The 26,863-nt window shown below is 38.3% G+C and carries 27 protein-coding genes; 9 read left to right on the top strand and 18 right to left on the bottom strand.

Going from position 1 to position 26,863, the window contains the following annotated elements; all coding sequences use genetic code 11:
• Positions 1–4: 4 nt before the first annotated feature.
• From PSF86_RS06990 to PSF86_RS06965, 6 genes are all read right to left on the bottom strand, one after another.
• Positions 5–667 carry an alpha/beta hydrolase gene (locus tag PSF86_RS06990; RefSeq protein WP_277899340.1) on the bottom strand — a complete coding sequence of 221 codons (663 nt, stop codon included), beginning with the start codon at positions 665–667 and terminating at the stop codon, positions 5–7.
• A gap of 19 nt (positions 668–686) precedes the next feature.
• Complete coding sequence (locus tag PSF86_RS06985; protein WP_277899339.1) at positions 687–1,010, bottom strand: magnetosome magnetite crystal formation protein family; 324 nt, start codon at positions 1,008–1,010, stop codon at positions 687–689.
• A 61-nt stretch (positions 1,011–1,071) separates the two neighbouring features.
• Positions 1,072–2,340: a dihydroorotase gene (locus PSF86_RS06980; protein ID WP_277899338.1), complete on the bottom strand. Its 1,269-nt coding sequence runs from the start codon at positions 2,338–2,340 to the stop codon at positions 1,072–1,074.
• The gene (locus tag PSF86_RS06975; RefSeq protein ID WP_277899337.1) at positions 2,337–4,247 is read right to left on the bottom strand and encodes a BatA domain-containing protein; all 1,911 of its coding nucleotides are present in this window, start codon (positions 4,245–4,247) and stop codon (positions 2,337–2,339) included. Before PSF86_RS06975 ends, PSF86_RS06980 begins: the two co-directional genes overlap by 4 nt.
• Positions 4,248–4,342: 95 nt before the next feature.
• The gene (locus PSF86_RS06970) at positions 4,343–5,833 is read right to left on the bottom strand and encodes a S10 family peptidase (RefSeq protein WP_277899336.1); all 1,491 of its coding nucleotides are present in this window, start codon (positions 5,831–5,833) and stop codon (positions 4,343–4,345) included.
• A gap of 114 nt (positions 5,834–5,947) precedes the next feature.
• Positions 5,948–6,712: a TIGR02757 family protein gene (locus tag PSF86_RS06965; protein WP_277899335.1), complete on the bottom strand. Its 765-nt coding sequence runs from the start codon at positions 6,710–6,712 to the stop codon at positions 5,948–5,950.
• Positions 6,713–6,885: 173 nt separating this feature from the next.
• On the opposite strand from PSF86_RS06965, the gene recG reads away from it, so the two are divergent.
• Positions 6,886–8,988 carry an ATP-dependent DNA helicase RecG gene (gene recG / locus PSF86_RS06960; RefSeq protein ID WP_277899334.1) on the top strand — a complete coding sequence of 701 codons (2,103 nt, stop codon included), beginning with the start codon at positions 6,886–6,888 and terminating at the stop codon, positions 8,986–8,988.
• A gap of 189 nt (positions 8,989–9,177) precedes the next feature.
• Entirely contained in the window at positions 9,178–11,604 is a 2,427-nt protein-coding gene (gene pheT / locus PSF86_RS06955) for a phenylalanine--tRNA ligase subunit beta (protein WP_277899333.1), read from the top strand.
• Positions 11,605–11,699: 95 nt separating this feature from the next.
• Here the strand turns inward: pheT and PSF86_RS06950 are convergent, their stop codons facing one another.
• Positions 11,700–12,359, bottom strand: coding sequence for an ABC transporter ATP-binding protein (locus PSF86_RS06950; protein ID WP_277899332.1), 660 nt, complete (start codon positions 12,357–12,359; stop codon positions 11,700–11,702).
• A 167-nt stretch (positions 12,360–12,526) separates the two neighbouring features.
• Here PSF86_RS06950 and PSF86_RS06945 point away from each other — a divergent pair, with 167 nt between their 5' ends.
• The 4 genes from PSF86_RS06945 (at position 12,527) to PSF86_RS06930 (ending at position 14,487) form a co-directional block, all read left to right on the top strand.
• Positions 12,527–13,006 (top strand): hypothetical protein, encoded by a 480-nt coding sequence (locus tag PSF86_RS06945; RefSeq protein WP_277899331.1) that lies wholly within the window; start codon positions 12,527–12,529, stop codon positions 13,004–13,006.
• 13 nt (positions 13,007–13,019) lie between these two features.
• Entirely contained in the window at positions 13,020–13,388 is a 369-nt protein-coding gene (locus PSF86_RS06940; RefSeq protein ID WP_277899330.1) for a hypothetical protein, read from the top strand.
• A 157-nt stretch (positions 13,389–13,545) separates the two neighbouring features.
• Positions 13,546–14,142, top strand: coding sequence for a GTP cyclohydrolase I FolE (folE, locus tag PSF86_RS06935; protein WP_277899329.1), 597 nt, complete (start codon positions 13,546–13,548; stop codon positions 14,140–14,142).
• Between the two features lie 57 nt (positions 14,143–14,199).
• Entirely contained in the window at positions 14,200–14,487 is a 288-nt protein-coding gene (locus PSF86_RS06930) for a hypothetical protein (RefSeq protein WP_407933311.1), read from the top strand.
• Between the two features lie 90 nt (positions 14,488–14,577).
• Here PSF86_RS06930 and PSF86_RS06925 read toward each other — a convergent pair whose 3' ends face one another.
• Positions 14,578–16,848, bottom strand: a complete 2,271-nt coding sequence (locus tag PSF86_RS06925; protein WP_277899328.1) for a TonB-dependent receptor — start codon at positions 16,846–16,848, stop codon at positions 14,578–14,580.
• Between the two features lie 450 nt (positions 16,849–17,298).
• Positions 17,299–17,595 (bottom strand): DUF6787 family protein, encoded by a 297-nt coding sequence (locus PSF86_RS06920; RefSeq protein WP_277899327.1) that lies wholly within the window; start codon positions 17,593–17,595, stop codon positions 17,299–17,301.
• A gap of 121 nt (positions 17,596–17,716) precedes the next feature.
• Between PSF86_RS06920 and PSF86_RS06915 the strand changes: the two genes are divergently transcribed.
• Both PSF86_RS06915 and PSF86_RS06910 read left to right on the top strand, forming a co-directional pair.
• Positions 17,717–18,937 carry a sulfite oxidase gene (locus PSF86_RS06915; protein ID WP_277899326.1) on the top strand — a complete coding sequence of 407 codons (1,221 nt, stop codon included), beginning with the start codon at positions 17,717–17,719 and terminating at the stop codon, positions 18,935–18,937.
• Position 18,938: 1 nt separating this feature from the next.
• On the top strand, positions 18,939–19,424 hold the full coding sequence (locus PSF86_RS06910) for a monoheme cytochrome C (protein WP_277899325.1): 486 nt from the start codon (positions 18,939–18,941) through the stop codon (positions 19,422–19,424).
• A gap of 7 nt (positions 19,425–19,431) precedes the next feature.
• Here the strand turns inward: PSF86_RS06910 and PSF86_RS06905 are convergent, their stop codons facing one another.
• From PSF86_RS06905 to PSF86_RS06870, 8 genes are all read right to left on the bottom strand, one after another.
• A complete protein-coding gene (locus PSF86_RS06905; RefSeq protein ID WP_277899324.1) occupies positions 19,432–19,833 on the bottom strand; it encodes a putative quinol monooxygenase in 402 nt (133 codons plus the stop codon).
• A gap of 24 nt (positions 19,834–19,857) precedes the next feature.
• Positions 19,858–20,343 carry a DUF6146 family protein gene (locus PSF86_RS06900; RefSeq protein ID WP_277899323.1) on the bottom strand — a complete coding sequence of 162 codons (486 nt, stop codon included), beginning with the start codon at positions 20,341–20,343 and terminating at the stop codon, positions 19,858–19,860.
• A gap of 92 nt (positions 20,344–20,435) precedes the next feature.
• Positions 20,436–21,068: a DUF937 domain-containing protein gene (locus PSF86_RS06895; RefSeq protein WP_277899322.1), complete on the bottom strand. Its 633-nt coding sequence runs from the start codon at positions 21,066–21,068 to the stop codon at positions 20,436–20,438.
• 98 nt (positions 21,069–21,166) lie between these two features.
• A complete protein-coding gene (locus tag PSF86_RS06890) occupies positions 21,167–22,117 on the bottom strand; it encodes a D-2-hydroxyacid dehydrogenase (RefSeq protein ID WP_277899321.1) in 951 nt (316 codons plus the stop codon).
• Between the two features lie 38 nt (positions 22,118–22,155).
• Positions 22,156–23,220, bottom strand: coding sequence for a 3-phosphoserine/phosphohydroxythreonine transaminase (gene serC, locus PSF86_RS06885; RefSeq protein WP_277899320.1), 1,065 nt, complete (start codon positions 23,218–23,220; stop codon positions 22,156–22,158).
• Positions 23,221–23,535: 315 nt separating this feature from the next.
• The gene (locus PSF86_RS06880) at positions 23,536–24,114 is read right to left on the bottom strand and encodes a hypothetical protein (RefSeq protein WP_277899319.1); all 579 of its coding nucleotides are present in this window, start codon (positions 24,112–24,114) and stop codon (positions 23,536–23,538) included.
• Between the two features lie 42 nt (positions 24,115–24,156).
• Complete coding sequence (locus PSF86_RS06875; RefSeq protein ID WP_277899318.1) at positions 24,157–24,459, bottom strand: nucleotidyltransferase family protein; 303 nt, start codon at positions 24,457–24,459, stop codon at positions 24,157–24,159.
• A gap of 131 nt (positions 24,460–24,590) precedes the next feature.
• A complete protein-coding gene (locus PSF86_RS06870; RefSeq protein ID WP_277899317.1) occupies positions 24,591–25,652 on the bottom strand; it encodes an acyl-CoA reductase in 1,062 nt (353 codons plus the stop codon).
• 175 nt (positions 25,653–25,827) lie between these two features.
• Between PSF86_RS06870 and PSF86_RS06865 the strand changes: the two genes are divergently transcribed.
• Positions 25,828–26,178, top strand: a complete 351-nt coding sequence (locus PSF86_RS06865) for a 4Fe-4S dicluster domain-containing protein (RefSeq protein WP_277899316.1) — start codon at positions 25,828–25,830, stop codon at positions 26,176–26,178.
• Between the two features lie 85 nt (positions 26,179–26,263).
• On the opposite strand, the gene PSF86_RS06860 is transcribed toward PSF86_RS06865, so the two are convergent.
• Positions 26,264–26,794 (bottom strand): hypothetical protein, encoded by a 531-nt coding sequence (locus PSF86_RS06860; RefSeq protein ID WP_277899315.1) that lies wholly within the window; start codon positions 26,792–26,794, stop codon positions 26,264–26,266.
• Between the last annotated feature and the right edge of the window lie 69 nt (positions 26,795–26,863).

Below are 26,863 nucleotides of genomic sequence, written 5' to 3'. Positions count from 1 at the left end.
AAGTTTACAATCGTTCCTTTAGCCAATTATTGAAGGCATAAAAATTTTGAGGAGCCACCCCGTGTCCAACCGGATATTCTTCATATATAAATTTTACATCCAGCCCCTTTAAAAAAGGAGAGGTTTTTCTGGCCCATTCAACGGGAATCACTTGGTCTACAGCACCATGCGAGCAGTAAAACTGCAAAGAAGACAAATTGTTGTTTTGGTAGCCTTCTTTTATTATTTTTTCGTTTACATATCCGCTCAGGGCAATAACGTTCTTTATTTTTTCAGGATACGACAGGGCCACCGCGTAGCTTAAAATGGAGCCTTGGCTAAAACCGAGCAGGGTAACATTATTTTTGTCGAGGCTGTATGCCTTAACGGCTTCATCTATGAAATTTGAAATGGATTCTCGGGATTCAACAGCTTGTTTGTCATCGCTCCATTTGCCGTCTTCGGCATCAAAATGAATGGCGTACCAAGCATGTCCGTATGGCATTAAGTTGAAGGGAGCCCTTACGGAAATAACAAAAAGCTCGCCGGGAAGCTCGGAAGCGAAGGAAAACAGATCGTCTTCATTACTCCCATATCCATGAAACATAAATAAAACAGGGGGATTTTCTTTTTTTACTGAAGGTTCTTTTACAATATGATATAACGATAATTCTTTTGTTTGAAGCATAAAAGTTTACGTGTTTTAGTTATTTAATAAATGTAAACCACTTTTGAAAATAAGTGCCCACCAAAGGGACTTCAATGTACTTTTCCTGCAACATGGTTACAAACCCGTATAGCCATAAAATAACAACAAACAAATACAACGCAGATGAAATCATCCATGAATTAAAATAACCGATAAAGTACCCCAAAATAAAGAAAAGCATGTTTAGCCCAAACGCCTGGCGGATATGAAAACGGGCAAACGGGTCTTGCTTTTCCATGTTCATAACAATGGCTATAACCGTACCAAAAATGGTTATGTAGCTTATTATGGCTGTTGTTTTTCCTTCGGGTTTTATTTCCATGGCTAAATGTTTTGTTGCTTAAAAAAATCTTTTTACAAGAGGTGCAAACCTTTTGTATGTATTAGCAACTATACGTTATTTTTAATATTAATTGTCCGTTTGCTATAATGCCCAATGCAAGACCTTTTAGGCTCTGGCCAATAAAAGCACTGTTTTTGGAGGTGGAATGTATGTTTTGGTTTTTAAAAACATAAGTTTTATTAGGGTCAAACAAGGTTAAATCTGCCTTAACGCCTGGCTTAAAGCCTTCGCTTTTAATTCCAAAGCGTATTTTTCCTTGGGTAAGGCTTTTTATGGCAGTTTCAAGGGGAACTGCTTTTTGCAATGCGCCAAAGGCACTCTCCAGTCCAATGGTTCCATATAAGGCATGATCGAATTCCACCTTTTTGTTTTCCACATCTATTGGGTTATGATCGCTGGTTACAAAGTCTATAATACCATCTTTTAGCGCTTTTAACAAAGCCTTGGTGTCATTTGCAGTCCGCAAAGGCGGGAGGACTTTGTAGTTGGTGTCAAATTCGGTAAGGGCATCATCGGTTAAAAATAAATTGTGTATGGCCACACTGCAACTTACGTCCAGACCTTTCTTTTTGGCTTCTTTTATCAGGGCTACCGATTTTGCGGTAGAAATGGTAGGGATGTGTAATTTGCCTCCCGTATATTCCAAAATAAATAAATCGCGGGCTATTTGTAGCTCTTCGGCAAGCGCCGGAATTCCCTTAAGCCCTAATTTTGTTCCCACTGCTTCTTCATTAACCACACCTTTTCCCGCTATTTTATTTTCCTGCGGAAAAGAAATTACAAGTCCATCAAAATTTTGAGCATATTGAAGTGCAATTTTTAAAAGGTTGGGGTTGGTTATTGCCTTTTGATAATCACCAAAAGCAACCGCTCCCGCATTTTTCATATCAAAAAGTTCGGCCAGATCCACACTTTCACTATTAACGGTTAGAGCGCCAATGGGATAAAGTGCTGTGGGTTTTCCGCTTGCTTTGGCCTTTAAAAATCCAATATCGGCGTTTGTATCGGCAACCGGATGTGTATTCGGGTTTACTGCCACGGCCGTAAAACCGCTTAAAGCAGCCGTTTTTAGGCCGTTTTCTATGGTTTCCCGTTCTTCGTGCCCGGGTTCTCCAAAACTCACGCTGCTGTCAAACCAGCCTTCGGAAACATGAAGGCCTTTAACATCTATTACTTTGGCGTTTTTAGGCGCCTTTAATTGGTCTTCAATTTTTTTAATTATACCGTCTTCAATGAGAATGTCTTTTGTTTGCAGGTGGTAATCACTGTTGGGAGCTACTATTTTAGCGGACTTTACGAGGATATTCATTTAAAATATTTTAAGATGAGCAGTTCGATACAAAAACATACCAATGCAAAAATAACAAACCATTTCCAAAGCGCATTTACATTGTTTTCACTTTTTATATTTTTAAATACATCGGCAATATCGGTATATGTATTTGTTGCATTTAAATTATTAAGATCAAGATAGTTTAACTTACTCTCGTTACGGTTGTAGTTATAGCTTAGGTTTAAAATAGCCTCGTTACCGTTGTTTACCGAATAATTCCCAGCTTCGGCTGGTAAATCGGTCGTGGTAATGTTTACATGGTGGGTAAAAGTTTGCTGAAGCGGAATAAAAGAGGTTTCCTTGTTTTTCAAGGTCACAATTTGATCGTTGCCCAATGTAGCCTTTACGTCAAATTGATTGTTTTCCCCAATGGAATAATACAGATTTGGCAACGCCAGGCTCTGTTTGGCCATATTGTAAAAAACTGGTACGATAAGCGGGGAGCTTTGAAAATTGGTGGTATTTGTATTTAAGGGCGAGCTAAAAAGATATACATGATTGTTTTCCAATAAAAAAGGCGATCCGTCGGCAAAGGAGATAACTTTGTTTGAATTTCCGGTTATTGCATAGGAAAGCTTACTTTTTGGGTATTGAAAATTAACTACTTTTTTTTCAAAAACCTGTTGAAACAACGGGTGCTCAAATGCAATTTGAGTGATAAGCTGTTCTTGTTTTTTTGTTCCTTCAACAGAAATCCTAGATACTTCACTAAGTAACTGATTGTATGTTTCTTGGTTTGCCTTATTTGAAGCTATTATACAAACATAAATTCCTTTTGATACAGCACTTTTTAAAGCCATAATAAGTGCATTCGGAATGTTTTCAACCTCATTTAAAACAATAAAGTTTTGATTTGGGAGACTATTGTAATCTATTGCATCAACAGGAACCGAAGCATAGTTAAATTCGTCTTCAGTAAATATTTTTTTAAGAAAAACATCGGCTGCTCCATTAATGGAAAGCACGTTCAGCTTTTCTTCTTTATTGATGGAAATAAAGAGCGTATTGTCGTATTGCAGGCCATTATCGTCAATGCTTATTCTTCCTTTTAAAACTCCGTTGGGAACGGTAAAACTGGCAATGCCTTTGTTGTTTGAAAAACTCACCGCTGTTTTGGCAATTAAATTATCATTGTTGTACAATGCAATTGGCGTATTGCCATATTCGTCATTGGTACTCAGCAGTACTTCAAGATTGTAACCGTTTGTTTCCTTTTCTTTAATATATGCACTGTCTATTGCTATATTTTCTTTGGAAACTGGCGACAGCTGGACATAGCGGCTTTCAATATTGCTATCTTGAAGCGTATCTGGTTTTCGTTGTTGAAAATCGGAAATAACGACAAAGTTCTTAATTGAATTTTCGCCTTTAAAATATTGTTGCCCTTTAAGGAATATTTCGTTAAGCGGTAGTTGCGTACTGGAATACGAAGTAGCCAAAAGTTCGTTTTTAATATCGTTTACCTGAATATTTTGGTAGTTTTCGGTATTGGTAAACAAAGAGAAAGTCTCGTTTGCCGGGATGTTGCCAATAAATTCGTTAATGGCCCTTGTTAAAAGGGGCCCTTGCGCCCCTTTAAGTTGCATGCTAAAAGAATTATCGAGGTAAACAACCGTTTCCTTGGTGGTATCCACAATATTCCTGTTGGCCAAATAAGGCTGTGCAAAGGCGGTAATAATAGCGGCAAAGGCCAACATTCTTGTAAGAAGGATGAGCCATTTTTTTAGTTGCGAGCTTTTTCTGGTTTTTTGAGCGAGCTGTTTTAAAAATTGAACATTGGTAAAAGTTTCTTTTTTAAACCTCCGAAGTTGAAACAAATGGATAATAATGGGAATAAGAAGTAAAAAAAGGGCCCAAAGAATTTCCGGATGTTTAAACTGCATTCCTTTTAATTATTAATCTATTCAAAAGTACATAATTTTTTTTCAGAGGAAATATATAATTACGCTTCATTTACTACATACATGGTTATCCTGACTTACTTTGTGTATTTAGCAGCTTTTCCTTCACCGGAGGTAGAAAGTATAAATTCCCTAACATGATCGTTGGCTGCTTTTAAATCCTCGCTTCGCAAATACATCATATGTCCGCTTCTGTAACCTTTAAAATGAAGCCTGTCTTTCATTTTTCCAGATGGATCCAATTGCCACATGCTGTATTTGGTGTTAAAATAAGTACATGCCCCGTCGTAATATCCGGCTTGGTATAACACTTGTAAATACGGGTTTTCTGCCATTGCCTTGCGCAGGTTTTCCCGTGTGTTGTCATTTTCCAGATTCCAAGGATGTACATCGCCGAACATTTGGTAAGGAACATCGGTTTTAAACTTCAGTTCTTCCTGTAAATAGTAATTTATGGCCGGCGTAAACGAGTGTAGCCAAGAAGTAAGCTCGGCATTATAGTCGGGGCGTGTGCCTGCCGCCATTTTATCGATCCCCAAATAGCGGGAATCCAGCCTCCCAACGGTATAACCTTTGTCGCGCAATAGTTCTTTCCAAAAAAAAGATGTAGGAACATCTAGGTTGTGCTCTAAAATAGAAGCTTCAGAAAGCCCCGAATACACAGCCATTTGTTTGGCGACCTCCTTTTTTTCAGCTTCCGAAATAAAACCGCCCTTTGCAATTGCCGGAATTAATGTGTTTATGGTATACTTTTCTACTTCTGGTAAAATTTCCAATAAATCTTTTTGTTGCAATTCAGCTCCTAATGCTTTTTGGTGCCATGCAGCCGCTGTATAGTAGGGTAAGTTTAGCGCCGAGGAAACCGGGCTGTCGGCACGCAAGACCTTATAATCGGCGGGCGAAACCATAATAACCCCATTGAGGTACATCCATTCTCTTTCCTGCAAGGCCAATGAAAGTCCGGCAACACGGGTGCCTCCATAACTTTCGCCTATAATATATTTTGGGGAGCGCCAGCGGTTGTTTCTTGTAACAAAAGTGGTAATCCAGTCTGCTAAATATTTTATATCGGCATTGATGCCAAAGAATTTTTCCTTGTCGGGATATTTTCCTTCTTTATTGGCAACCATTCGTGAATATCCAGTATTAACCGGGTTTACATAGACTATGTCTGCAATGTCAAGTATGGAATTTGGATTGTCTTTTACGCCATATGGCTGAATGGGGTATCCTTCATCGTCAATATTTAAAACTTTCGGGCCGGTGTAGGCAATATGCATCCAAACGGAAGCAGAACCGGGGCCACCATTGAACGATATAATCAAGGGCCGGTTGGTGTTATTTTCAATATCGGTCCTGTAATAATACGTATGAAAAAGAGTGGCAATTGTATTCCCGTCTTCATCCCAAACGGGCAAGGTTCCCGTATTGGTGCTGTAGTTTACTTTTTTGCCTTTTATGGTAACCTGATGCGTGGTTGTAATTATGGTATCAACGGGTATTTTACGGTCTTGTGCATGGATAGATAGAATACACAATAAGCTTATACAAAAAAATAGTCTTGGCATGCTTTATTAGTTGGGTTAGTAATGTTTTTTAGATGATGTAGCAACGTACAGAACAAATTTACATTCTTTTTGCAAAAAACTATGTTAAACAGTATTAATCCGCAAAAAATACAATCAAAAGCCTTCAAAAACACCAAGTCCAAACAGGGCAAAGTCGTATTTAACAGGGTCTAAGGCGTCTAGTTTGCGTAAATTATTATCCAGTTCGGCCAGGGCCTTTGCATCGTTTTGTTTTCTTTTTAGCAAGCCCAGTTTTCTGGCCACGTTGCCAGAATGTACGTCAAGCGGACAAGAAAGCAGGGCAGGGGAAATGTCTTTCCAGATCCCAAGGTCAACGCCGCAATTATCGTTACGTACCATCCAACGTAAAAACATATTGATGCGTTTTGCCGAAGATCCTTTTAGCGGATTTGAAATATGCTTTTGGGTACGCGGGAGGTGTTCCATTTCAAAAAAGACTTCTTTAAATTTGGCAATGGCTGGTTGCATGGAAGTGTTGGTGGCGTGTTCTTTAAAAAGAGTTTCCATTCCGCCGCGGTTTAAATATATATGCTGAAGGCTTTTTACAAACTGAATAAAATCGTGCCCGTTAAAAGTGCGGTGCACAAAAGGCAAAAGGTTTTCTAATTGATTTTCATGGTGCCCCATAACAAAATCGTAAGGGGAATTACCCATGAGTTTCATCATTTTATCGGCATTTTTAATAATGCTTTTTCGGTTTCCCCAAGCTATGGTTGCGGCCAGAAAACCGGCTATCTCGATATCTTCCTTTTGCTTAAACTGATGCGGAACCTGAATGGGATCGGTTTCTATAAAACGTGGATGATTGTAATATGCTACTCTCTCGTCGAGAAATTCTTTTAATTCGGATTTTTTCAAATGTACGATATTGATTTGCGACAGTACTTTTCTGCAAAGGTATTAACCAGAGCTTCAATTATTAAATTGTAAGGTTGTTTTTTTCTTCCAAAGAAATTCATTTTACCATCCGGAAACGGCCAACGGATTTAAAAAACTTTTAAACTTTACAACTAACTCCTATCTTCGTGTTTATGAATCCTAGTTTATTACAAACCCCAATCGATTATTTAAAAGGTGTTGGCCCCAACCGGGCCGATTTGCTCCGTAAAGAACTTGGAATCCATACTTATCAAGATTTAATAAACTTATTTCCAAACCGTTATATAGATAAAACCCGGTATTATAAAATCAACGAGTTACAGCGAAACAATGCAGAAGTACAGATAATTGGCAAAATAACCCACATAAAAACCGTTGAACAACAAAAGGGAAAACGTCTTGTAGCCACTTTTATGGATGAAACGGGACAAATGGAGCTGGTTTGGTTTCGTGGCCATAAATGGATACGCGAAAGCCTAAAAATAAACCAGCCGTATGTTATTTTTGGGAAGACCAATTGGTACAATGGCTTTTCCATGCCGCACCCGGAAATGGAATTGTTGGCAGATCATGAAAAAAGCCTCCGTACGGCCATGCAGCCCGTTTATCCTTCTACTGAAAAACTTACCAATAAAGGAATAACCAACAGGGTGGTAAATAAATTGATGCAACAGCTTTTTGTAGAAACAAACGGGAAATTTTACGAAACCCTTTCTGCCGAGCTTTTGGAAGAACAAAAACTTATTTCAAAGAGCAAGGCATTGTTCAATATACATTTTCCACAAAGTCAGGAATTACTGTCGAAAGCACAATACCGCCTAAAATTTGAAGAATTATTTTACATTCAGTTGCAACTTATTTCAAAGAATTTAAGCAGGAAAAGTAAAATAAAAGGTTTTAATTTCGATCAGGTCGGGACTTTGTTCAATACTTTTTATGCCGAGCACCTTCCTTTTGAGCTCACCAATGCCCAGAAAAGGGTAATAAAAGAAATACGCAACGATTTGGGGAGTAATGCACAGATGAACAGACTGTTACAGGGCGATGTGGGCTCTGGAAAAACCATTGTGGGGTTAATGACAATGCTATTGGCCATAGACAATGGGTTTCAGGCGTGTTTGGTGGCGCCCACCGAGATTTTGGCACAACAGCATTACAACGGTATTGAAGCTTTGGTTAAAGAACTTGGCGTAAACATAAAACTGCTTACCGGGTCGTCTAAAGCGTCCGAAAGGAAGGAAATTCATGATCAACTGGAAAATGGGGAACTACATATTTTAATTGGTACCCATGCAGTGCTTGAAGATAAGGTGCAGTTTAAAAACCTTGGACTGGCCATTATAGACGAGCAACACCGTTTTGGGGTGGCGCAACGGGCCAAACTTTGGCATAAAAACGCCATCCCGCCACATGTTTTGGTAATGACGGCCACGCCCATTCCGCGAACTTTGGCCATGAGCTTGTATGGCGATTTGGACATTTCGGTAATAGATGAGCTCCCGCCCGGGAGAAAATCCATAAAAACGGTACACCGCTACGATAGTAATCGCTTGAAAGTATTTAGGTTTATAAAGGATGAAATAAAAAAAGGGCGGCAAATCTACATTGTTTATCCTTTAATCCAGGAATCCGAAAAACTTGATTACAAAGATTTAATGGATGGTTATGCAAGTATTGAACGCGAGTTTCCAAAGCCAGAATACCAAATATCTATCGTGCACGGGCAAATGAAATCCTCTGACAAAGATTATGAAATGGAACGTTTTGTAAAGGGCGAAACCCAAATTATGGTAGCCACAACAGTTATAGAAGTTGGGGTAAATGTGCCAAATGCCTCCGTTATGATAATAGAAAGTGCCGAAAGATTTGGCCTTTCGCAATTGCACCAGCTCCGTGGAAGGGTTGGGCGGGGGGCAGAACAGAGCTATTGTATTTTAATGACCGGGCACAAATTGTCCAGCGATTCCAAAACAAGGCTCGAAACCATGGTGGGCACAAACGATGGTTTTCAAATAGCAGAAGTCGATTTGAAACTCCGGGGACCCGGAGATTTGATGGGCACCCAGCAAAGTGGTGTGCTAAACCTAAAAATAGCCGACATTGTCAAGGATAACGATATTTTAAAAACAGCACGGTACTATGCTGTAAAAACCTTGAAAGAAGATCAAAATTTAATGCTCGAAAAAAACAAAATCCTGCGCTATACATATCAGCAATTGGCAAAACACAAGAATATTTGGAATTATATAAGTTAAGGTTATCTATTATAAAGCGGATTATTATCTTTGCACTTCAAATAAAATAACCTATTAAGATGCAGAAGGGTATTTTATGGATAAAGGGGGATTCTATAAGAAGCATCAAAAAAGCAAAAGGGCTTTATAAAATTCACCTAAACAGGAAGATTTACAAAACAAAGTAGGATTTAAAAACAATAAGTACAGGTGAAAATATCTTATAATTGGTTAAAACAATTTATTCAACTTGATTGGGAAACAGATAAAACCGCAGAACTACTAACCGATCTTGGGCTGGAAGTTGAAGGAGTAGAGACTTTCGAGTCGGTTAAAGGCGGCCTTAAAGGTATTGTAGTTGGGCATGTGCTGGAATGCGAAAAGCATCCAAATGCCGATCGTTTAAAGCTTACCAAAGTAGATATCGGTACCGGCGAACCTGTACAAATAGTTTGTGGGGCCCCCAATGTAGATAAAGGGCAAAAAGTACCCGTTGCCACTATTGGCACTGTTTTGTATGATGAAAAAGGGGAACCTTGGGAAATAAAAAAAGGAAAGATTAGGGGAGAAGCTTCACATGGAATGATCTGTGCCGAAGACGAATTGGGCCTTGGGAAAAGCCACGACGGGATTATGGTGCTCGATGAAACACTTGTTCCAGGAACGCCCTGCGCAGAAATATTCAATATAGAAACCGATGCCGTGTTCGAGATCGGCCTTACCCCAAACCGCGCAGATGCCATGAGCCATCACGGGGTTGCACGCGACTTAAAGGCGGGGTTGTTGCAAAAGGATATCAACATGGAGCTTATTACCCCATCGGTAAGTAGTTTTCATGTAGACAACCGTACCCTGCGTATGGATATCGATGTAAAAAACAAAGAATTGTGCCCGCGTTATTGCGGGGTTACCATTTCGGGCATAAAAGTAGAAGAATCTCCAAGCTGGCTAAAAAACCGTTTAAAAGCCATTGGCATTACTCCAAAAAACAATATTGTAGATATTACCAATTATGTACTTCACGAACTTGGGCAGCCTTTGCACGCTTTTGATGGAAGTAAAATAAACGGCAATAAAATAATTGTGCAAACACTGGATAAAGGCACGAAATTTACTACGTTGGACGGTATTGAAAGAACATTGCACGAAGACGACCTTATGATTTGTGATGCAGAAAAACCGTTGTGCATTGCTGGGGTTTTTGGTGGCGAAAATTCTGGTGTAACCCAAAGCACCACCAATATATTTCTGGAAAGTGCCTATTTTAACCCTGTTTCCGTAAGAAAAACCGCAAAAAGACACGGCTTAAATACCGATGCTTCTTTTAGGTTTGAAAGAGGAATCGATATCGGTTCAACACATTATGCATTGTTAAGGGCCGCACTTTTGATAAAGGAAATTGCAGGCGGTACCATTTCAAGTGATGCTGAAGATTTTTATCCGAAGAAATTTGAAGATTTTCAGGTTTTTCTCACCTTCGAAAAGGTAAACAGCCTTATCGGCCAAAACATTCCCACGGAAACCATCAAGTCAATTTTGAGTTCCCTGGAAATTAAGATCAACAATGTAACCGAAACTGGAATCGGGCTCACCATTCCTTCGTACCGTGTAGACGTTCAAAGGGAAGTAGATGTTATTGAGGAGATTTTACGTGTTTATGGATATAACAATATTGAATTCACCCAAAAATTAAACGCTTCCATTGCAGGGACATCAAAGTTTGAAGATTACAAGCTTCAAAACATAATAGGCAATCAATTGGCCTCTTTAGGATTTTACGAAATCCTTGCAAACTCGCTCACCACTCCAAAATATATGGAGCTAAGCAACGACAATAAAGCCGATTATAACGTTAATATGCTTAACCCGTTGAGCAACGACCTTTCTGTAATGAGGCAGTCCATGCTTTTTAGTGGACTGGAAGCCATAAGTTACAACATCAACAGAAAGAGCAACAGCCTAAAACTGTTTGAATTTGGTAAAACATATCATCAATTTGACGGTAAAAGGGTTGAAAACAAACATTTAAGCATTCTTATTACGGGCAATCAAAATGGGGAAAGTTGGCGTCTGCAAAGCGAAAAAAGCGATTTTTTCTATTTAAAAGGCATCATTAACCGGGTATTGGAACGTTTGGGATTACCATTGCCAAAGTCGGAACCCGTTACCTCCGATGTTTTTTCTGAAGGCCTGAACTATAAAATAGGAAAAAGGAAGCTCGTTTCCTTTGGTATGATAAGCAACCGCATTTTAAAACATTTTGATATAAAACAGGAAGTTTTGTATGCCGATTTTGAGTGGGATGCCGTTATTGAACTGGCACAACAGCAACATATTTCCTTTACTGAAATAGCTAAATACCCAGAAGTAAAAAGGGATTTGGCGTTGTTGATCGACCAGAAAGTTAGCTTTGAAGAAATCTACAACATTGCCAAAAACAGCGAAAAGAAACTTTTAAAGGACATTAATTTGTTTGACGTATACCAAGGCGAGAAACTTCCGGAAGGAAAAAAATCGTATGCGGTGAGCTTTACCTTGCAGGACGACAACAAGACCTTGACAGACAAGCAAATTGATAAAGTAATGAAAAAGCTCCAAGGAAGTTTCGAACACCAATTGGGAGCTATATTAAGGTAAAACCAACGCCTTAATTACAATAATAAAATTAAATTATATGTCCGTTCTTGATTTTAATGTCGAGAACGGACACTTTTGTTTTTATGCAAGTAGTTTTAAATAATATTCCCATCGACCATGGTAAGCTTTCGGTCGGCCATATTTGCCAATTCTTCGTTGTGTGTTACAATTACAAACGTTTGCCCAAAAGTATCCCTTAGTTCAAAAAAGAGATTATGCAGTTTATCGGCACTTTCAGAGTCAAGGTTTCCGCTGGGTTCATCGGCAAAAACAATAGACGGGTTGTTAATAAGTGCCCTTGCCACCGCCACACGCTGTTGTTCGCCACCTGAAAGTTCGTTTGGCTTATGGTTTACCCGGTGCGAAAGTCCAAGAAAATCCAACAGCTCATTAGCGCGTTTTTCGGCCTCTTTGGGCGGAGTGCTTTTTATAAAAGCAGGAATGCAAACATTTTCCAGGGCGGTAAATTCTGGTAATAACTGGTGAAATTGAAAAATAAAACCAATATGCTCATTTCTAAACTTGGCCAGCTCTTTATCGTTGAGCTTGCTGGTTTCGGTGTTGTTTATTAAAAGTTGCAGTGCTTTATTTTTATCGGCTTTGTCCAGAGTACCAAGGATTTGTAATAATGTGGTTTTCCCGGCACCCGAAGTGCCTACAATGGAAATAATTTCCCCTTTACCTATGGTTAGGTCTACGCCCTTTAAAACCTCAAGAGAGCCAAATGTTTTATGGATACCGGTTGCTTTTATCATTCACTTAAATTATTGGAGTGCTAATTTACCCTCTTTTCCTTTTAAAAACAAAGTAACGCATTTTTATGGATGAATATTTATAAAGTTGGTGTTCGTAAAAATCAGCAATAAACCGAAAATAATTTTTGTTTTAAATATATTTTCTATTTTTAGAAAAAATTATCATTGTGTATAGAAGTATCGTTTTGTGGTTACTTTGTGTATCATTTTATTTAAATGGGCAAAGTTTCAATCACAGCAAGGCAATAGCATACAATGTAGCTGGAAGTTCTCTTTTTTGCGATGTTGGAGCTGCCATCAACAAAAAGAAAAACGAAAAATTAGGGCATGCCTTTTTGCGCGGTTTGTGGCAAGGGGCCATTGGCGGCACTGTAATTTATGGCAGTAAAAATATAATTCAAGGGTACGCAAACACCGGGAGTCCGCTGTATGCATGGAGCAGTAAACTGGTAAATGCCGCGGAGACTTCCATTACCGAAAATGCAGCGTCCAACATTAATTTTTGGGAAAGATGGCATTTAAACATAGGTTTTGCCCGCTTTGAATACAACCTACACCCCAAAAAAGATAAACGAAACTTTTATTTTAAAGTGATGCCGTTTGCGCTTACTTCAACATTCATTGTAGCACAAAAGGGAAATTTTTGATTTTTTCAAATCTGTGGGAACGGGAAATTTGATATTTTCTAGCAAGAAAGGTGTTGAATTAGATTATTATGGTAGGGCTTATGCCGGGACATTAATTTATAATTCTACGATGCCTAATAGTTTGCTGAATGGTGTTATTGCACATGAAATCGTTCATATATATCAAGTAGATGACTTTATTTCCGTTAATTCTTATATGGATAAATTAAACAATAATAGTAGGTTTTTTAACAGCAAAATTTTTGATTGGGTATACCTTGATATTAACTCACTTATTACAGTGGGAGCTTACAGCTTGGAGGGGATAAACAAACAATGTTATTACGATAATTATTTTGAATGGGAGGCTAATTTATTTTCAGAGAGGGATATATGCGACTAACCCATCAGCTATATGGTTAAAATTTAAAAGTCTATTTATTCAATTTAGCGTAGATTCCCCTGCAAGGTTTCTTCGTGATTTTTAGCTATATTTTCATAAAAAATGGTATCTTTTATTTTTAAATGATTTTTTTTTTAACATCAATATTTTACCGTCAATGGCATATAAAACTTTAGAGGAATACAATATAAAAGTAACCGACAGCGTGCGCGAACAATACAAAAACATTATAACTGATCTTGGTGAGGATATAGGGCGGGACGGATTGCTAAAAACCCCCGAACGGGCCGCCAAGGCCATGCAATTTTTAACACAGGGTTATCATCAAGATGCGGCCGAAATATTAAAAACAGCCATGTTCAAGGAAGATTACAACGAAATGGTTATTGTTAAGGATATAGAACTGTATTCGTTGTGCGAGCACCATATATTACCCTTTTTTGGCAAGGCGCACATAGCTTACATTCCCAATGGTTATATTGTAGGTTTAAGCAAATTGCCACGCATTGTAGACGTGTATGCCCGAAGGCTCCAGGTCCAAGAACGGCTTACGCATGATATCCTGGAATGCATAAACAATACCTTGAAACCACAGGGGGTTGCGGTGGTTATTGAAGCTTCGCATATGTGCATGATGATGCGCGGGGTGCAAAAACAAAATTCGGTTACCACCACTTCGGGATTTAGGGGCCAGTTTGAGAAAATAGAGACCCGGAATGAGTTTTTAAAGTTAATAAGCGCTGACTTAGGATAATATTCTGGCACTTTTATTGTTACTATTTATACATATGTATTTTAAATTATAACAGCTATGAAAGACAATAAGTACAAAAAATTATTTTTAGGACTTTTATTTGATGCCATCGGGATGCTTTCGTTTGCAATTCCCGGCATCGGGGAATTTTCAGATATTATCTGGGCACCCATTTCCGGTTGGTTAATGACACGGATGTACAAAGGCCGGATAGGGCAATCGGCAGGGGCGATTACCTTTATAGAGGAGCTGGTACCGGGTATGGACATTATTCCTACATTTACCCTTACTTGGCTATATACTTATGTAATTAAAAGGAAAGAGGCAAAAGTAGTGACTTCATAAAAAAATTAAACCCCGCTAAATAAATATATTTTGCGGGGTTTATATATAGGTTAGGGGGATTTACCATCCTATATATAAAAGAAGTTTATATTAAAAAGGCACACTTAAGCCTATATTGATATTTCTTCCAATATTATAAATTCCATCAGGTTTTAACCGTGATAAATGCGAAATGTATTCTTTGTCAAGTAGGTTGTTGGCGGTAAGTTTTATGGATAACGGTTGATTCCAGGGATTTATTGTAGCCCCTAAACCGATATTTACTAGCGAGTACCCACCAGTTCTAGTTTCAAATGTACCAACATTATTTTGATTGAACACATTCTGTAATGTTAAAAACGCATATTTTTTTGTTAATGCACCGTCTTTCATCTCCACCCGAAATGTATTGGTGAGCTTATTTGCCGGGATTAAGGGCAAGTATTCATCGGTATCGTCCAGTTTCCCGGTTACTGTTTCAAAGCTACTCTCAAAATGAAGCCAATCAAAAGGGTGGGGGTGCAGGTGGAAACCTACTTCCCCTCCGTACAGCCTGCTGTCGTTTTGTACATATTGATATACTGGCTGCCCGTCTATTTCATCGCCTGTGGGCTCCAAATAAATATAATCGCTTATTGCATTGTAAAACCCATTTATAAAGAATTCAAAATGCTTGTTTTCATATTCCAGTGAAACATCCGTTTGGAAATTCTGTTCGTTGGTAAGGTCCACATTTCCTATTTCAAATCTGTTAGCGCCACTATGGTTTCCATTAGATGCCAGCTCGGCTAAATTTGGTGCCCTAAAACCTGTAGCAAAATTAATACGTGCTATAATTTTTTCTGCAATCGTGGCTCTGTATCCCGCAGAAGCATTAAAGCTGTTAAAGTTTTTGTCAAATTCAGGGAAATAAGACTCTCCGCCCACTTCCCCGGTTTCTTTACCGTCTATAGTTCGGGTATCGTAACGAAGGCCTAATTGAATATCGCTTTTTTCCATATGGTAATGCGTGGTTGCCATAACCCCGAAATCTACCGTTGTTGCATCTGGGATTAGCATTTCTTCTCCAAAATTCTCATTGGTCTGGTGCATTCCCTGAACGCCAATAATGGTTTCAAAATTTCCCATTTTTGGTATGTGGTACAACACATTATAACTTAATGTATGGAGCCTCATGTCCAATGCAGCTTCATCGCCATGCTCGTGTTCTTCCCCTTCTTCGGCATGTTCGTGTTCATCTTCTTCATGATGATGATGGTCTTCATATTCCCTTCTATTATTGGCAATATACCCTAAAGTTACATCCAGGCTACTGTTATTAAAAAACAAGGTGTTTTTGGCACTAATAATATGGTTGTCTATTTCCTGATAAGGCAATAATAAATCACGGTCCCTGTTCTGTACGCCAATTTCCTCGGGAATACCAAGGTTGGATCTATTGTAATTGTAGCGTACATCGGTTTTAAATTTAGAATCCTGATAACCAAACCCCGATTTTATATCGTATTCATTAAATCTAGAATTAGTAGTATAAATGCCATTTCCGGCTTCATAATCGGCATGAGAACCATATGCGCCACGCACCAAAAACTTAATTTTATCTCCCGAGGCTTTAAACCCTGCATTGGCGGTTACCCCATTGGTATTGGTAAAATAATTAATGTTTGCATCGCCATCGGTTTTATTTTGCTGTGCATATTTTTCGGGGTTTAAATACAAAACGCCCCCCAGAGCGTCCGAGCCGTACAAAAGTGAGGCCGGGCCTTTTATTACTTCCACACTCTCTATACCCGCCTGGTTAATGCCGAGGCCATGCTCGCCGCCAAACTGCTGGTTTTCCAACCGGATGCCCTGCGTATACACCAAAACACGGTTAGAGCTAAGTCCGCGTATCACCGGTTTGCCAATGCCAACACCCGTGGTAACACTCTCTACACCCGATATGTTGGTAATCCCGTCTGAAAGTGTCATGGCTCCTTTTGTTTTAAGCTGTTCCAAGCTTTGGCGTTCTACCTTCATCACATTTTCACTTTGTAATTTATGGAAGGGGGTAGAAACAATAACTTCGTCCATTTCTATGGCCGAAGGTTGCAGTGTCCAGTTGTGCGTACTGTTATTATCAACCGAAATGGCCTGCGAAAAGGTTTTATAGCCAATGGTAGATACTACAATTTTATAATTTCCTTTAGGCACGTTTTCCAAAACATAAGTACCGTTTTCATCGGTATTGGTGCCTTTTTCCAATTGTGGCAAATAAATGTTCGCAAAAGGTATTGGCTGTCCGTTATCGGCATCGGTTACTGTTCCTTGAAGCTTGCTGTTTTGTGCGTATATTATAGATGTTATACTTATAAAAAGTATAGACAATACAATCTGTTTCATAAATTATTTAATGTTTATAATATTGATGTATGCTGAAGTTATCAGCAATATGAAAAAAATATAATTGTACCCCATATGATGCATATCGGGTAATTATATAAAAATGTTAGTTGTGTTTATGAAACAAGCGGGGGGCCCCGTAACGAGAAGTGAAGCTGTTGAAATTCACTTAAAAAGAAATAGTTGTTGAAATTTTGTTCTGACGGTAATTTTATAACGTGAAAAGTTATTTCTTCAGGGGTATAATTTAGCTGATTGGTATGATGAAATTTAAAAAGCTGGCACTCAAAATCTGTTTGATGAAAATGTGTTTTTAAATGTTCGTTACATTCAACGTGCGAATGTTCTATGAAAAAGTGCGAAAACTTTAAGGCAGAAGGGAGTAACAGTGCCGTAATAAGCACAAAAGAAAAAAATGCCACAAGTATGTTTTGTATCGGCTTCAACTTGTTATTTAATCTTAATTCCCATTTTGTTCAACATTTTCTTTTCAAAGTTCCAAAAAAACTTAAACTGACCAAAAATCCATCCAAAGAAAACCAATAAAACCTGGTATATGGGGAAGATTAACAAAATTCTAACAACCCAATACAATACGGGGTGGAGTGCATCGGGATGCAAACCTACAAATTCTGTAACAGGACCTGTAATTTTTGCAGATGTGGTGCCCGTTATTGCAAAAACAATAAATATTATAACAATCTGGAAATTAGAGGTAATTCCCCAACGTTTTTTTAATTTTTCCATGAAACCCTTCTTCAAAAGCAAATATAACTCAAATAATTAGCATAATGAAAGTCAAATTTTTCTACATTTTTATATTTCAAGTTTTCCAGAACTTCTATCTTTAGGGAAATTAATCAAAATCATGCGAAGGAGAGAATTTATTGGCAAGGCCGCATTGGCTTCTTTTACGTTAACCGCCGGAACTGGCATTGTTTATGGGGAATTAATGCCAAAAGGCTATGTTCCGCTTTTAATGCAGGATCCCGATCCTTTTAAAATGTTCAGTATCGACAAGGACATGACAGTTTTAAACGACCGCCCGTGGAACATAGAATCCAAGGCCCATTTACTAAACGACGCGGTAACGCCCAATAAATTTATGTTTATACGAAACAATGGATTATTACCCGAAGCCATTGATGTTGATACATGGACCTTGACCATTGACGGAGAATCTGCAAAACAAAAGAAAACATACACCCTTAACGAATTAAAAACCCGTTTTCCACAATATACATATCATTTAACATTGGAATGCGGGGGGAATGGCCGTAAAGAGTTTAATCCGCCCGCAAAAGGAAATCAATGGGGCGTGGGTGCCGTGCACTGTTCCAAATGGACCGGAATCCGTTTACGCGATGTCCTGGAAGATGTTGGCGTAAAAAACGATGCCGTGTACATTGGTTACCATGCCGCCGACATCCATTTAAGCAGGAGTCCCGACAAGGAACCCATTTCAAGGGGATGCCCCATGGAAAAAGCATATCAGGACGAAACATTACTGGCCTTTCAATTAAATGGGGAAGATATTCCATTGGCACACGGATACCCGTTGCGCTTGGTAGCGGGAGGTTGGCCTGCATCGGTTTCTGGGAAATGGGTGCAAAGGATAAGTATAAGAAACATAGTTCACGATGGTACTAAAATGATGGGCACTGCATACCGTGTGCCATGTAAACCTGTTGCCCCGGGAGAAAAAGTAGCCGATGAAGACATGTGCATTATAGAATCCATGCCCGTAAAATCTTTAATTACTTACCCAAAAACAGGAGCCCTACTTACATTGGGGCAAGAATTAACCATAAACGGCCATGCCTGGGCCGGGGAGTTGGAAGTGGCAAAAATGGAGTACTCCATTGATTTTGGCAGCACATGGCACGCTTGCGAACTAAAAGCACCTGTGAACCGTTTGGCCTGGCAACAATTTTCTGCCAATATTTCCTTTCCGCAGGAAGGATATTACGAGGTATGGGCAAAGGCCACCGATAGCAACGGAAAAAGCCAGCCCATGTTGCTTCCTGGATGGAATCCAAAAGGGTATTTAAACAATGCCTGTCATAGAATTGCCGTAAAAGTTAGTTAAAATGAGTAAAAAAGAAGACTTTTTACAGCAGTTAAAAACATTATCGAACAGTTTGGTATGGCTAAGCTCAATAATCCTTTTTATTGGCATTTTTATATTGGTTATGGCCTTAAATCCAGATATTAAGCTGTTTAAATCATCACCTGAAATAACCGAAGCGGATGTTGAAAAAGACACCATTGTTAATATAAACAGTAATGATATAAAAGATGGCATACATACCGAAACAGGTTTTGTAGCAGGGGATGGGCTTGATGAAGTAATTGGGAATTGCACCAATTGCCACTCGGCAAAATTGGTTACCCAAAATAGAATGAGCCGAGATGGTTGGTTGGCTACCATTCGCTGGATGCAAGAAACACAAAACCTTTGGGACCTAGGTGACCAAGAAGATATAATTTTGGATTATCTAGCAACTCATTATGCCCCGGAAGATAAAGGGAGGCGTGAAAATTTAATAGTGGAGGAGTGGTATGAGTTAAAATAGCTTTGTTTTATTGTTTATGGGCTGTTTTGGTGAAAATTAAACGCATCATCTTCGGGTCGATTGCTTTTACATCAACTAAATTAAGTGACATTACCATATTTTGGGTTTCGTTTTTATATTTTAAAAAATGAGGTGTTTTTAAGTGACTCAAATACGCATTTTTATCGGCATATATTTCCAAAATCCTAATTTTAGTCGAATCGCTTGCATAATACATTGGGAATATGGATAAAACACCGGACTCCAGCTTTAAAGATGCGTTTGCTTCTTCCATTAAGATTTTATGATACGATTGAATATATGCAGGGTTGATTTCTATTTCTGCGATACGGATCATTGGTTCGCTTTCTTGGGAAAAAAGGGGGAGGCTAATTAAAAACCCCGATAAAATAAGCAGCTTTTTAATCATGCAGGTGTTTTTTTGGTTGTTAAGTTACCGGATCCTCGGGAAAAAAGGCCCCAATCGCTGATTGTACTTTCTTTGGAAATATAAAAAATAGTTGTAGAGTTTGTAGTTTACTTCGTAACCGTAATCAATGTTGGGACTGTAATTTATTTGCATTTCGTATAAATTGGGATTGTACCGCTGCGGGTTTAGCACTCTTTGGTTCCAATTAATAACATAAATATTGTTTCGGGTCTCCATATATTCTTGCGAATAGTAACCTTCGGGCATGGCAATGCTATTGAGCCAAGTATAATAACCCGGATCGATAACTATAATTTCATATTCTGTACTGTCATTTGCTATTCTAACGGTGTCCTGTTCGGCATTTGTGGCATTAAAAGCTTCTTTTTCGGCTTCAGAAATATCCAGCTCCATTTCATCTTCAGTATTTGTTGAAGTTGAAGCGCTTTTCGTTCCCGAGCACGACCCTGCCAAAAATGATAAAACAACAATTGCAAATACATACTTCATATAAAACTCTTTTATATAAAGATACAAAAAAGTCGGATGCAGGCATCCGACCCTTAATGTTTCTAAAAGCGGTATTGATGGAACCCTTTTTCTTAACTATTTAAAAAATTCCCGAGAAGGCCTCCCAAACCACCTTTTTTCTTATTGGAGCCAATAACCATATCGGCAACGTCGTCCAAAACGCTTCCATCGCCATCGGTATCGATTAAAGAAGTGATAAGGCTTTGATTTTCTTGAGATTGGCCGCCAAGCATGCTTCCCAATAAACTCGACATATCGTTGGAGCCACTTATATTATTTTGTTTTGTTTGTCTGCCCAGATAGCCTAAAATAAGTGGAGCGGCCATTTTAAGTATGTTACCTACCGTTCCGGCATCTATTCCCGTTTTACTGCTCAATGCATTTTCTACGGAAGATTGCTTTCCGCCAAGAACATGGCCCAAGATGCCGGCGCCATCGTTTAAGGCCGACTGGTCTACGCCACCGCCAAAAAAACCACCTAAATTATCCAGAATACTTCCGTCGTGCTTGCTGTTGATAGCTCCCATAAGCCCTTGTGCACCTTCTGGTGTTGAGGCATTCTTTTTCATCGCTCCAGTTAGTAAAGGTAAAGCCATACTTAATAAATCTGAAGTTTTCCCTTCGGAAGTTCCCGTTTCATTACTGATGCCGCCAATTATCTGGCGGCCAATACTGCTGTCTAATAAAGATGCTAATCCTGACATGACTTTTTATTTTTTAAATTGATAAATATTTTCATCAAGATACAAAAAAAAGCCTCTCATTTCTGAAAGACTTTTAAAAATTATCAAGTATTACATCCTTATTTCAACAATGATGCAATTTGGTCTGCCAGTTCTACACCAATCCTGTCTTGTGCTTCTCCGGTTGCGGCACCAATATGCGGAGTAAGGGAGATTTTAGGGTGCATCAATACTTTAATGGCAGGCGTGGGCTCGTTTTCAAACACATCAATTCCTGCAAAGGCCACTTTGTTGCTGTCTAGGGCATCAACAAGGGCAACTTCATCTATAACACCACCACGGGCAGCGTTTACAATACCGATGCCGTCTTTCATCAATCCAAATTCTTTTTTGCCAAGAACATATTCTTTTTGGGCGGGTACGTGCAGGGTTAAGAAGTCTGCTTGCTTCAACACTTCTTCTTTAGAAACGGTTTCTATGTTGAAGTTTAGTTTTTGGCCATCGAAGAAATTTAGTTCGATGTTCACGTTTTCAATAAAAGGATCAAAAGCAACCACTTTCATTCCAACGCCAAGGGCAATTTTAGCAGTTTCCTGCCCAATTCTACCAATACCGATGATGCCAAGGGTTTTCCCCCTTAATTCGGTACCGGCCGCATATGCTTTTTTAAGTTGCCCAAATTTAGATTCTCCTTCCAAGGGCATATTTCTGTTGGCATCGTATAAATAGCGCACACCACCATATAAATGAGCAAAAACAAGTTCGGCTACCGAAGCAGAAGAAGCCGCAGGAGTATTTATTACATGAAGTCCTTTTTCTTTTGCATAGGCAACATCTATATTGTCCATGCCAACACCGCCACGCCCAATTAATTTAAGCGACGGGCAGGCGTCTATTAAATCTTTGCGCACTTTGGTTGCGCTACGCACCAAAAGTGCATCTATTTTGTTTTCGTTTATGTAGTTTTCAAGTTGTTCTTGCGCTACTTTTGTGGTAATAACCTCAAAACCTTTGCTTTTTAGGGCATCGACTCCGCTTTGGGAAATACCATCGTTTGCTAATACTTTCATTTATCTGTTAATTTATTCTGTATAAAACTTTTAATTTTTTAGGCCTTTCTTTCCAGTTCCTGCATAGCATCGACCAGTACCTGCACACTTTCTATAGGCAATGCATTGTACATGGAAGCACGGTATCCGCCAACGCTACGGTGACCATTAATTCCGTTTAGCCCAGCTTCTTTAGCCAGGGCATCAAAGGTATCTTTGTGCGCTTCGTCTACCAAATTAAAGGTGGCGTTCATTGGGGAACGGTCTTCTTTTGCCGCAAAACCTTTAAATAGTGGGTTTCTGTCGATTTCACTGTATATTAGTTCGGCTTTTGCATTGTTTCTTTTTTCAATTTCTGTAATCCCGCCAAGGTCTTTAAGCCATTGCAATGTTAACATGGACACATACACCGCAAAAACGGGCGGAGTATTAAACATGCTATCCTTTTCGGCATGCACGCGGTAATCGAGCATAGAAGGAATAGCTCTGTCTACTTTGCCAAGAACCTCTTCTTTTATCACCACAAGCGTAGTACCGGCGGGTCCCATATTTTTTTGTGCCCCGGCATAGATAATATCAAACTTGGAGAAATCCAATTGTCTTGAGAAAATATCAGAGCTCATATCGCAAACCAAAGGAGCCGATACTTTTGGAAAATCTTTTATTTGCGTTCCAAAAATGGTATTGTTGGATGTGCAATGGAAGTAATCTATATCTGAAGGGATTGCGTAGCCTTTTGGGATATAATTAAAATTGGCGTCTTTTGAAGAGGCCACTTCTACGATTTCTCCGAACAATTTTGCCTCTTTAATGGCTTTTGTAGACCAAGTACCCGTATTTAAATAGGCGGCTTTTTTGTTTAGCAAATTATAGGCTACATTTAAAAATTGAGTGCTGGCGCCCCCTTGAAGAAACAAGGCCTTATATCCCTTGTTTTGTAACCCTAAGTGTTCTAAAGCAAGCTCCTGCGCTTTGTCCATTACAGCTATAAAGTCTTTGCTGCGGTGGGATATTTCAATAAGCGAAAGATCGATACCGTTAAAGTTTAAAATGGCGTCTGAAGCTTTCTTTAACACCTCTTGGGGTAGAATGCAGGGTCCTGCACTAAAATTATGCTTTTTCATAAATGTCAGTTGTGTTTTTTATGTTTACAAAGTTGCTAATTTCTCGTAGAAAAACTGTTATCAAAAGTACAATTATTTTGTTAGATTGATAACAGAACAAACAGAGTTGTTACATTGTGCAGGCTTGAATTGCCAATTTTATAAAAATTTAAAACCAAACTTACTTTTAAACCTGTTTTCTGTTTCAAGTTGGAACCGGTTTTGTTTATTGGTTTTTGTTTTAAAACATTAAAAAAGCGGGTTTAAATTTACCCGCCTCCAAATAGTCTTGTATATGGTTAATTGATTTTAAAATATCGTTCTTGTATATAGGTTTTACTTGCTATAAAACCCAATTTCTTCTCTCATTAAACCCTCAATATCTTGCCATAAAACCTTCATTCTTTCATTTCTTTTTTCATAACCTATTGATTGCAAAATTTCTGTATTTTGATTTAAATTGCTAGACGACATTTGAGTTAATGCGCCTTGATACTCATTCATATAATCTTGGACTAAAGTTCTATATTCATTAATTTTTGGAAGTAATTTTCCGCTAGCAACTAACCTTAGTTTATTTAATTCTTGATAAACCATCATTAAGGACTCTGATGCATTTTTTGTGAGGTCGAATAATTTTTCATTAAATTTTATCATTGCATTATTACTTCTTTCTTCATCTCCGGAAATAATTTCACTCATTAAATCAATTTGAATGCCATAAATAGCATTTGGATCACTTCGCATATTTGCACTCATTTGATCCATTTTTTCCATAAAATTTGAATAGACTTCAAATCTTTTGTCAATTGCTCTATCGGATTTTTGATATTTTCTGTTTAGTCTAAATTGTATAATTCCCCAAATCCATCCTATTAAACCTAATCCAATAATTAAATAATCTTTTAGTTCCATATTTTTTTAGAGCTTACACATAATAAATATGCGTTTATTCTATCATCCATAGATTAATTGCTTGGTTTTATTGATACTTTTAATTATGTATGGGTTTTCAAGGCCTTCTTCGCTAACCAAATCTACCTCTCTTTTAAACAACTCTTTTAGACTATCTTTAAAATCAAAATAATTTAAAAATGCTCCTTTATGACCAAAAGGTTTAAGTCTCACCAAAAAATCAATATCGCTTTTCTGATTAAAGTCGGGCGTTAAAACCGATCCAAAAACGTACATTTTATCTACTTTGTACTTTATGCACAACGCTTTAAGTTTATCGATGTTGTTTTCTATTATCGGGTTCATATTAAATGCCTTTAATTCTCAAAATTAATAAAAAAAGCAAAATGAAAGTCACAATAATAACTCCATTTTTCACAATATCATGCCTTAACCATGATATGCCATGGAAACTAATATTAATGGAATGTACAGGTTTATAATTTCAGGAGGAAATCCAGCGTATCCACGCCATCGGCATAATCCCAAAGTTTTGGCTGCTGTGTTTTGCCAAATGCAACTTCGCCATCAACAAGCCCGTTTGCCACGGTACACTGTATTTTATCGGCGTCGTTTGTAAGTTTTTCCTTTATAGCTTCAACAGTAGTGTATTCTTCATAGAAAACCGTTGCAATGGGCGATGCATAGCCTTCGTCTTCCTTCAGCATTAAAAAACCGTTTTCCAAAATATTAAAAAGGCTCATTAAATACACGGCCTTGTTATAATCGTAATTGTTTGCATATTTATTTTCGTGGATAATATCGCCATATTTATAAACAGCCTTAAAAAATGCATCAAAATTATAATCTTTTGGAACAAACAGCTTGGAAACGCTTCTACAGCCTAGGCCGTAATACCTAAAAATGTCTTCGCCTAGGGCTTCAAGATCTGTTACGGACTCTTTTCCGGTTAGAACGGCAACCGAGTTACGGTTTTTGCGGATAATGTTGGGCTTGGCACCAAAGTAATATTCAAAATAGCGGGCGGTATTATCGCTTCCGGTAGCGATTACGGCATCAAAATTTTGTATTTTATCATCGGTAAAAGTTATTTTTCCTTTAAAAAAAGGCGCTACATATTCTAAATATTTAGAAAGATAGGGGAGCAGGTGCTTGTCGTTGGACGATTGCTTTACAACAACTTCGTGCCCCGAAATTAAAACTGATAAAAAATCGTGAAACCCCACCAACGGAATGTTCCCGGCCATAATAATAGCAACTTTTTTGGGGTGTACATCTTCGATTAAATAATTGGAAAGCCATTTTTTTAAATTTGAAGAAGATAAGGCTTCTCCCCAAGTGGTTAACGTAAATTGCAAATTGTTTTTAGTAAACCAGGCGTTGTTTTCTTCTGCCAGTTTTAATTGATGCTTAAACCCATCAAAGAAAATTTCGTTGCCCGCTATGGTTGCATCAACTGTTGGCGATTGACTGGAAAATTGATTTAAAAAAGCCCCAAGTTTAACAAAAGCGTTAATTCTGTTGTGAATGTCACTCATTATATTTGGTAAAAATTTTGTTTGTCTTTATTTTTGACACTGCAAATTTACAGAATTGAAACGAGGCGGTATTTTTTTCTCCTTAAATTTTAATAAAATGAAAGGTAAGGCCGTAAAATACGACTCGCATAATAAAGCGTTAGTTAAGGCTAACATAAAATGAAAAAGAAAAAGTATGGCTATTATTATAACAGATGAATGTATAAATTGCGGGGCTTGTGAACCAGAATGCCCAAATACCGCAATTTATGAAGGCGCAGACGATTGGAGATATAGCGATGGAACATCGTTGAACGGGGATGTTGTGCTTCCCGGAGGGAAATCGGTAAATGCGGATGACGCACAAGAACCGGTAAGCGACGAAATTTATTATATTGTTCCCGATAAATGTACCGAGTGCAAAGGCTTTCACGAAGAACCACAATGTGCTGCCGTTTGCCCGGTTGACTGCTGTGTGCCCGATGAGGACCACGTAGAAACCGAAGAAGAATTGCTCGGGAAGCAACAATTTATGCATCCAGAATAAATAAACGCGTACGTTTTAAAATGAATTGATATAAAAAAGGTGGTCCATTGTAGACCGCCTTTTTCTTATTTACGTATGTTTTATACTATTGTTGTTGAGCTGTGTATACGCGCTTAACTATTTTATTTTGGTCTTTGTCGTAATACTCGATAACAAAATTTGCATTACTATCAAAATAACCTATTCCGTTACCTTTTTCGGTTTCCACTATAAAATCATTGCTGGACGACTTATAACTGGTAGCTTTTAAGGTATTGTCGTTGCCGCCAATAATAAAACCTTGATTGCTCGGCGAAAAATCGCACTCAACCCCTTCACAGGTAAAAGATGCGTTGTTGTCTAGCACCGTTTGCACATTTCCATCTATAATGGTTTCATGTTTTGTTATTTTTACCGGAGAAGCTACTCTTTCCTGATTAATTTTGTTTCTATCGGCTTCACTCAAATTAATGTTCTGCTCCTTGCGGACCACAACACTCTGTTGTGATTGTTCTTCCCCTTTGTTGTCTTTAACCGTTGTAGTTTTTGTTACCGTTTCTTCCAGCACATCTTTATTTTGCGCAAAGGCAAAAGAAGTTGCCAGAATTAATACTGTTGATAAGATTAAACTTTTCATGTCTTTTTTTGTTTTGATTATATACTATAATATACGTGTTTTATATTGCAAAGGATGTTAATACCCTCA

It is taken from the genome of Galbibacter pacificus (assembly GCF_029603165.1).
Classification (GTDB): Bacteria; Bacteroidota; Bacteroidia; order Flavobacteriales; family Flavobacteriaceae; genus Galbibacter; species Galbibacter pacificus.
The sequence above is the reverse complement of the archived record's forward strand: the minus strand, read 5'-3'. Positions and strand labels throughout refer to the sequence as shown.

Coding starts and splice junctions, on each gene's coding strand:
- PSF86_RS06990 (WP_277899340.1), bottom strand. CDS start 667: ATGCTTCAAACAAAAGAATTATCGTTATATCATATTGTAAAAGAACCT.
- PSF86_RS06985 (WP_277899339.1), bottom strand. CDS start 1,010: ATGGAAATAAAACCCGAAGGAAAAACAACAGCCATAATAAGCTACATA.
- PSF86_RS06980 (WP_277899338.1), bottom strand. CDS start 2,340: ATGAATATCCTCGTAAAGTCCGCTAAAATAGTAGCTCCCAACAGTGAT.
- PSF86_RS06975 (WP_277899337.1), bottom strand. CDS start 4,247: ATGCAGTTTAAACATCCGGAAATTCTTTGGGCCCTTTTTTTACTTCTT.
- PSF86_RS06970 (WP_277899336.1), bottom strand. CDS start 5,833: ATGCCAAGACTATTTTTTTGTATAAGCTTATTGTGTATTCTATCTATC.
- recG (WP_277899334.1), top strand. CDS start 6,886: ATGAATCCTAGTTTATTACAAACCCCAATCGATTATTTAAAAGGTGTT.
- PSF86_RS06950 (WP_277899332.1), bottom strand. CDS start 12,359: ATGATAAAAGCAACCGGTATCCATAAAACATTTGGCTCTCTTGAGGTT.
- folE (WP_277899329.1), top strand. CDS start 13,546: ATGGCATATAAAACTTTAGAGGAATACAATATAAAAGTAACCGACAGC.
- PSF86_RS06930 (WP_407933311.1), top strand. CDS start 14,200: ATGAAAGACAATAAGTACAAAAAATTATTTTTAGGACTTTTATTTGAT.
- PSF86_RS06925 (WP_277899328.1), bottom strand. CDS start 16,848: ATGAAACAGATTGTATTGTCTATACTTTTTATAAGTATAACATCTATA.
- PSF86_RS06920 (WP_277899327.1), bottom strand. CDS start 17,595: ATGGAAAAATTAAAAAAACGTTGGGGAATTACCTCTAATTTCCAGATT.
- PSF86_RS06915 (WP_277899326.1), top strand. CDS start 17,717: ATGCGAAGGAGAGAATTTATTGGCAAGGCCGCATTGGCTTCTTTTACG.
- PSF86_RS06910 (WP_277899325.1), top strand. CDS start 18,939: ATGAGTAAAAAAGAAGACTTTTTACAGCAGTTAAAAACATTATCGAAC.
- PSF86_RS06905 (WP_277899324.1), bottom strand. CDS start 19,833: ATGATTAAAAAGCTGCTTATTTTATCGGGGTTTTTAATTAGCCTCCCC.
- PSF86_RS06900 (WP_277899323.1), bottom strand. CDS start 20,343: ATGAAGTATGTATTTGCAATTGTTGTTTTATCATTTTTGGCAGGGTCG.
- PSF86_RS06895 (WP_277899322.1), bottom strand. CDS start 21,068: ATGTCAGGATTAGCATCTTTATTAGACAGCAGTATTGGCCGCCAGATA.
- PSF86_RS06890 (WP_277899321.1), bottom strand. CDS start 22,117: ATGAAAGTATTAGCAAACGATGGTATTTCCCAAAGCGGAGTCGATGCC.
- serC (WP_277899320.1), bottom strand. CDS start 23,220: ATGAAAAAGCATAATTTTAGTGCAGGACCCTGCATTCTACCCCAAGAG.
- PSF86_RS06880 (WP_277899319.1), bottom strand. CDS start 24,114: ATGGAACTAAAAGATTATTTAATTATTGGATTAGGTTTAATAGGATGG.
- PSF86_RS06875 (WP_277899318.1), bottom strand. CDS start 24,459: ATGAACCCGATAATAGAAAACAACATCGATAAACTTAAAGCGTTGTGC.
- PSF86_RS06870 (WP_277899317.1), bottom strand. CDS start 25,652: ATGAGTGACATTCACAACAGAATTAACGCTTTTGTTAAACTTGGGGCT.
- PSF86_RS06865 (WP_277899316.1), top strand. CDS start 25,828: ATGGCTATTATTATAACAGATGAATGTATAAATTGCGGGGCTTGTGAA.
- PSF86_RS06860 (WP_277899315.1), bottom strand. CDS start 26,794: ATGAAAAGTTTAATCTTATCAACAGTATTAATTCTGGCAACTTCTTTT.